The organism is Corallococcus sp. 4LFB (assembly GCF_046520365.1).
GTDB lineage: Bacteria > Myxococcota > Myxococcia > Myxococcales > Myxococcaceae > Corallococcus > Corallococcus caeni.
Genome location: NZ_JBKGHJ010001123.1, coordinates 1 through 878 on the forward strand (window position 1 = coordinate 1; position 878 = coordinate 878).

1 protein-coding gene is annotated in these 878 nt (G+C 75.5%); it reads left to right on the plus strand.

What is annotated here, in order from left to right; genetic code table 11:
• Positions 1-813: M23 family metallopeptidase (locus tag ACLEQD_RS44470; RefSeq protein WP_410391940.1), on the plus strand; the 813-nt coding region annotated here is incomplete at its 5' end.
• Positions 814-878 lie beyond the last annotated feature (65 nt).

An 878-nucleotide genomic window follows, 5' to 3' on the forward strand; every position in this document is an offset into this window, starting at 1 on the left:
CACCCGAAGCCGGGCGACCCGGTGCTGGTGACGGTGAGCGGCGCGTCCGCGCTCCCCACGGGGACGCTCGCGGGCCGGCCCCTGCGCTTCTTCGCGTGGAACGACGGCTACGCGGCCCTCTCCAGCCTCCCGGTGGAGCAGCCGGAGGGCAGCGTGCCGGTGGACGTCACGGCCCCCGGGCGCGGCCTGCCGGTGCGGCTGTCCGGCGCGCTCACCGTGGGCTCGCCGGGCTTCCGCGAGCGCGAGCTGCGCGTGGCCAGCAAGTACGTGTCGCCGCCCAAGGCGGTGAAGGCGCGCATGGAGGCGGACCGCAAGGCGTTCGCCGCGGCGTTCGCGCAGCCCTTCCGGGCGCCGCTGTTCGGCCGGAACTTCGCCTGGCCGCGCGAGGCCACGGTGACGGCGCCCTACGGCGACCGCCGCTCGTTCAACGGCAAGCTGCAGTCGCAGCACTTCGGCGTGGACCTGGACGGCGCCACGGGCTCGCCGGTGGTCGCCGCCAACGACGGCACGGTGGTGATGGCGCGTGACAACTACGCGTCCGGGAACACCGTGCTCGTGCACCACGGCGCGGGGCTCTACACCGCGTACTTCCACCTGTCGCGCATCGACGTGAAGGACGGCGCGACGGTGAAGCAGGGCGACGCGCTGGGCCGGGTGGGCAGCACCGGCCGCGTCACCGGCCCGCACCTGCACTGGGGCGTGAAGGCGGATGACCGCTGGGTGGATGGCCAGACGCTGCTCAAGCTGGACTTCACCGGCGCCCCGGAAGCCCCGGGCGTGGCCACCAACACGCCGGGCCTGGGCAACCCGTAGCGCCGCGCCGCGCGGCTCCCGGGCCCTGGGCCCCGTGACGGCTTCAGCCGCGCTTGGGGGCCCGG